The organism is Bacteroidota bacterium, assembly GCA_039714315.1.
GTDB lineage: Bacteria > Bacteroidota > Bacteroidia > Flavobacteriales > JADGDT01 > JADGDT01.
Genome location: JBDLJM010000179.1, coordinates 1 through 5,041 on the forward strand (window position 1 = coordinate 1; position 5,041 = coordinate 5,041).

Here is a 5,041-nt window from a genome sequence, read left to right on the forward strand (position 1 = left end):
CTGGTTGCTAGTTAAAGGTAGATTTTAACTTTTAAGACTCTTTTTCTTTCCTACGCAGGCAGGTATCTTTCCTGCCTGACTGCGTCACGCAGGCAGGTTCCTTTTTACTTTTGCCTTGAAAAAAAATTTAATCCCCAGATTTTTGGGTTGATCCATACCTCCTTAACCAACAAGGCAAAAAATGCCACAAACATTAAAACAGAATACCCGGCCAGCCACAGCATAGAATTCGGCAGCATAATTCCCAGTCCCATCAGGATTAGTATCATTTCTGATCCCAACCAGCCACTCCAGAAAAAGATATTATATATTTTAAGTCGCGGTAAAAATTTAAGTTCCTGAAGTAAGAAGATTATCATTGGTGTTACAATTCCTAAAAACACCCAATGCAGATATGCAACCTGTAAAAAGTGATTCCCAACATTAAACCAGGGCTGGAATGGAATATTAACCGTTAATTCAAATAAATATTTCGATTCCCAAACCATTAGAATCAACATTAACACAATCTTGAGAGCCTTTTCAAACAGTCCTTCAGAAAACATGACACTTTTCAAAACAGGAACTATCAGCATATAAAATCCAAGCAACTGTACTGCACTCGAAAGGAAAAACACATACTCTGTCCATTCCGGAAAACTTAACCAGTACAAACTGTCGAAATAGCTTATAAACAAGGATCCGAACATAAGTGATAATCCGAGCTTGTAGTTCTTTCCTAAAACAGCAATTTGCTTTAATTCGAAATATGAGAAAAGAACAGCCACCAGGGTGAATATAAACCAGGCATTATAGTGAAAATGGAGATAAAGGTTTATTCCTATTTTAATACTTTCCCCCTCAAGTATAATTCCTTTCTGAATTAAGGGTATAAGAATTGGCCCGAGACTCGAAATAAAAAATCCAACAACACCCAAGCGAAGTGGAATTTTAGTACTCTCTGCCAGAATGTGCGACTTTCTGTAAATTCTTATCAGCCCCCAATAGGCAATTAATGTGTGAATACTAAGCAGTGCAACAGGCAGTTTGCTATATCCAAATAGCAGAAACGAAATAAATATTAAAAAGCTTAATGCCAGCTCTGCAAAAAACCAAATCCTGAAAACTTTAGAGGAAAATAAATCTCTTATCAAAAATCTGTTTACCAACCATATCAAAGCACTAAATACCCATCCTAAAAATGCCAAATGCGAATGTGCCTGAAGTAAATTATAATGATTAAAATCAAAATCCAGAAAAGGAGCCAGACGCAATATCAATCCGGTTCCTGCAGCAATAACCAAAGACGAAAAAATTAATTTTACACCTGTTTTACCTTCCAAAAAACTCTTTCCCATTTATGATTTGTGATTGCTGATTTATGATTTCACCTTCATTATTGATCAATAAGCTTCTAAAAATACCTAAAGGTCTTCATTGAAATACACGCCTGAATTTTCGTTTCTGTTTTGAGAATGCTCTACTATTAACTGAGCTATGCTTAGAAGGTTACGAAATTCCAATGATTTAATTGTATAGGATTTCCCGTGTATCAGATCTTCGAATTTTTTACTTATATCTCCCACTTCATCGGCCATCAACTTAAGATTTTTGTTCGATTTTTCTACTGCCATATACGAACTCATAAGCCACTGCAGTTTTTTCCTCAACTCGCCCAAAGGCAAATCCAATGCTATATTTTTCTTTACTACCGGATGCCAGAAATCATCGACATCTTCTTCGAATTCCATATTGTCGAACTCCTCTAAAGCACTTTTATAAGACTGGTTTGCATAAACTACAGCTTCGAGCAACGAGTTAGATGCCAAACGATTTGTTCCGTGCAAACCTGTTGACGAACATTCTCCACAGGCATACATACCCTTATACGAAGTTTTACCTTTATCCGTTACAGAAATACCTCCACACAAATAATGTGCTGCAGGAGCTACAGGAATATAGTCTTCACTCAAGTCAAGTCCTAACTCTTCGCATTTTGCCGATATTACCGGAAAATGTTCTTTAAAATTTTCATTCTGAAGGTGAGTTACATCTAAATACACATATGGAATGGTAGAACTTTTTATCTCTTTGAGGTTAGCCCTTGCAACAATATCACGGGGTGCCAGATCTTTACGCTCGTCATAATCTTCCATATAAGCTTCGCCATTCTCATTCCTGAGAATTGCTCCTGCTCCCCTAACAGCTTCCGATATTAAAAATGCCCTGTCTCCGCTATCGCCAAACAGTGCTGTTGGATGAAACTGAATAAGCTCCATTCCTTCTATCTTAGCTCCAATACGATATGCCAAAGCTATTCCGTCGCCGGTGGCCACATTAGGGTTTGTAGTTGTTCTATATACCTGACCTATTCCCCCGGTTGCTATAAATACTATTTTAGAAACTACTGTTTCTACTTTCTCAGTATCAGAATTATAAACATAAGCCCCAACTACTTTTACTTCTTCCTTGTTTTTAGCGGTGATCAGCTCCAGTGCGAAATGATGTTCCAACAACTCAATATTCTCAAGGCTTTGAGACTGTTTTAATAACTTATCCTGAATTTCTTTCCCTGTAAAATCTTTATGATGAAGAACCCGTTTCTTACTGTGTCCGCCTTCCAGCCCGAGATCGTATTTTCCTTTTTTATCTTTATCGAAATCTACTCCCCAACTTATTAAGTCGTCGATCGATTCTGATGCTTCCGAAACAACCATCTCTACGATTTTCTTATCGTTTTTATGATTGCCGGCTATCATTGTATCCTCAACATGCCTGTTTATCTCATCATCAGAACAAGGTAATACCCCGGCTATTCCACCCTGGGCATACTGAGTATTAGTGTTGCCGGATCCTTCTTTGGTAATTACCATTACTTTGGCTTCCGGCCATTTCAACGCCACTTTTATAGCGTAGCTCAACCCGGCTATTCCGGCTCCGATTATCAGGAAATCTCTTTTTATCATATTGAAAGAATAAAGTCTAAAGTCACAAACTCTCACAGTCTCACAGTCTCACAGTCTCACAGTCTCACAGTCACAAAATCTCACAGTCTCACAGTCTCAAACTCACAAAGAATATTATTTCGACATCTCCAACATTCTATTAATAGAAGGCAAAGACTTATCTATTACCTCCTGATCAAGGTGAATTTCAGGAGTCTCGTTCTTCATACAACTGTATAATTTCTCAATTGTATTCATTTTCATATAAGTACACTCACTGCAATTACATTTATAATCATCTTTTACAGGAACAGGTATTAAAATCTTACCTGGAGCAACTTTTCTCATCTCATGTAAAATACCCATTTCTGTAGCTACTATAAATTCTTTCGCTTTAGCAGTTTTTACATACTCAATAAGTTTGGCCGTAGAACCGATAAAATCAGCTACGTTCAACACAGGAGCTTCCGACTCAGGGTGAGCAATAAGTTCTGCCCCGGGATGTTCTTTCATCAGCTCTGTGATTTTTTCTAATGAAAACGCCTCGTGAACCTCACAAGATCCATCCCAAAGAATCATATCCCTGCCTGTTTTCTTATTTATGTATGCCCCCAAATTTCTATCAGGTCCAAAAATAATTTTCTCGTCTTTAGGCAACTGATTAATCAAACTTTCGGCATTCGACGATGTAACTACCAAATCGGTAACAGTCTTTACTGCTGCCGAAGCGTTTACATAAGTAATTACGGTATGATCGGGGTGTTTTTCTACGAAAGGCTTGAATTCCTCTATCGGACATGACTCAGCCAAAGAACAACCTGCCTCCATATCGGGAAGAACCACCTTTTTCGATGGATTTAAGATCTTTGCAGTTTCTGCCATAAAATGCACTCCGCAAAATACAATCATATCAGCATCAACTTTTGCCGCTATTTGAGCCAGCTGAAGACTGTCGCCTACATAATCTCCCAACTCCTGTATTTCCGGTATTTGATAATAATGCGCTAATATTACCGCATTCTTCTCTTTCTTTAGTCTCTTTATTTCTGCAATATAATCTACCTGATTATTTGCTGTATTTGTGTTAGATGTTGTCATTTTATATTCTTTTCGATAACGAAATTTTGCGGCAAATGTAATATTTCTTTTATTAACTGTTTATGAGTTTAATACACTGATGCCTTTATTCCTTCTTTCTCTACTCTTTTTGCAATTTCTTCAAGTTTATCATGCGAAATTTTCTCAAGATTATCGCTAGGAGTATCTCTTTCGAGCGAGTATATCATTACATCGCTTGGATTTATTTCTTTTACCATTTCTATCCATGCCGACACTTCTTCTTCAGTTGTATTATCAAAGCTATCTCCTTCGTATTCTCCCTTCACAAAAAGAGTTTGAATTACAATTTTACCTTCAAGCTCCTTATAATATTTCACTAAATAGTCTAAGGTCTTTTTTGATTTTGGCCTGTCTATTAAGTGGTAGGTTTTATCCGTTCCGGCATCGAGTTTCATTACAGGTAAATCTGCTTTGTGCAGAGCTTCCCTTACTTCCTTCCTGTTAATTAATATTCCATTTGATAAAACAGCAACATTTGCCTTGGGAAAATGCAAATCGCGAAGTGCTAATGTTAACTCAATAATTTTCGGGAAATCCGGATGTATTGTAGGCTCTCCGTTTCCGGCAAAGGTAAAGGAATCTACATTTACATTTTTCGACTTTAGATCGATCAGGTAATTATCAAACTCCTCGGCTACTTCCTCAAAACTTGGAAACTGAACTTTTTTATCGGAAGGGAGTGTCCAACCGCATTCGCAATAAACACAATCCAGATTGCAAAGCTTATAATCATTCGGCAATAGATTAATCCCCAACGAATCGCCAAATCGCCGACTCTTTATCGGCCCAAAAATTGTTTTATCAAATAAAAATGTCCCCATTAAACTGTAATATTTAGCAGACAAAGGTAGTTATTTGTAATTATTCTAAATACCTAATTCCTGTTTTTTTCAGATCAAAAGCATTTAACTTTTTTGGGCTCTATGTTGTTTGTAGTGGGTAATGTTTCCCCTCTTGAGAGGGGTTAGGGATGTGTGTTTTTCTAATAAAAGATATTA

4 protein-coding genes are annotated in these 5,041 nt (G+C 37.1%); all 4 read right to left on the minus strand.

The features are described from left to right. Positions 1–104: 104 nt before the first annotated feature. Positions 105–1,337 (minus strand): hypothetical protein, encoded by a 1,233-nt coding sequence (locus ABFR62_12825; GenBank protein ID MEN8139307.1) that lies wholly within the window; start codon positions 1,335–1,337, stop codon positions 105–107. A gap of 66 nt (positions 1,338–1,403) precedes the next feature. Next, a complete protein-coding gene (gene nadB / locus ABFR62_12830; GenBank protein MEN8139308.1) occupies positions 1,404–2,945 on the minus strand; it encodes an L-aspartate oxidase in 1,542 nt (513 codons plus the stop codon). A 114-nt stretch (positions 2,946–3,059) separates the two neighbouring features. After that, the gene (gene nadA / locus ABFR62_12835; protein MEN8139309.1) at positions 3,060–4,022 is read right to left on the minus strand and encodes a quinolinate synthase NadA; all 963 of its coding nucleotides are present in this window, start codon (positions 4,020–4,022) and stop codon (positions 3,060–3,062) included. 68 nt (positions 4,023–4,090) lie between these two features. Next, positions 4,091–4,864 (minus strand): radical SAM protein, encoded by a 774-nt coding sequence (locus tag ABFR62_12840; protein MEN8139310.1) that lies wholly within the window; start codon positions 4,862–4,864, stop codon positions 4,091–4,093. Positions 4,865–5,041: the final 177 nt, after the last annotated feature.

Bases quoted from the DNA above. Each gene is read 5' to 3' on its own strand.
- ABFR62_12825 (MEN8139307.1), bottom strand. From the start codon at position 1,337: ATGGGAAAGAGTTTTTTGGAAGGTAAAACAGGTGTAAAATTAATTTTT.
- nadB (MEN8139308.1), bottom strand. From the start codon at position 2,945: ATGATAAAAAGAGATTTCCTGATAATCGGAGCCGGAATAGCCGGGTTG.
- nadA (MEN8139309.1), bottom strand. From the start codon at position 4,022: ATGACAACATCTAACACAAATACAGCAAATAATCAGGTAGATTATATT.
- ABFR62_12840 (MEN8139310.1), bottom strand. From the start codon at position 4,864: ATGGGGACATTTTTATTTGATAAAACAATTTTTGGGCCGATAAAGAGT.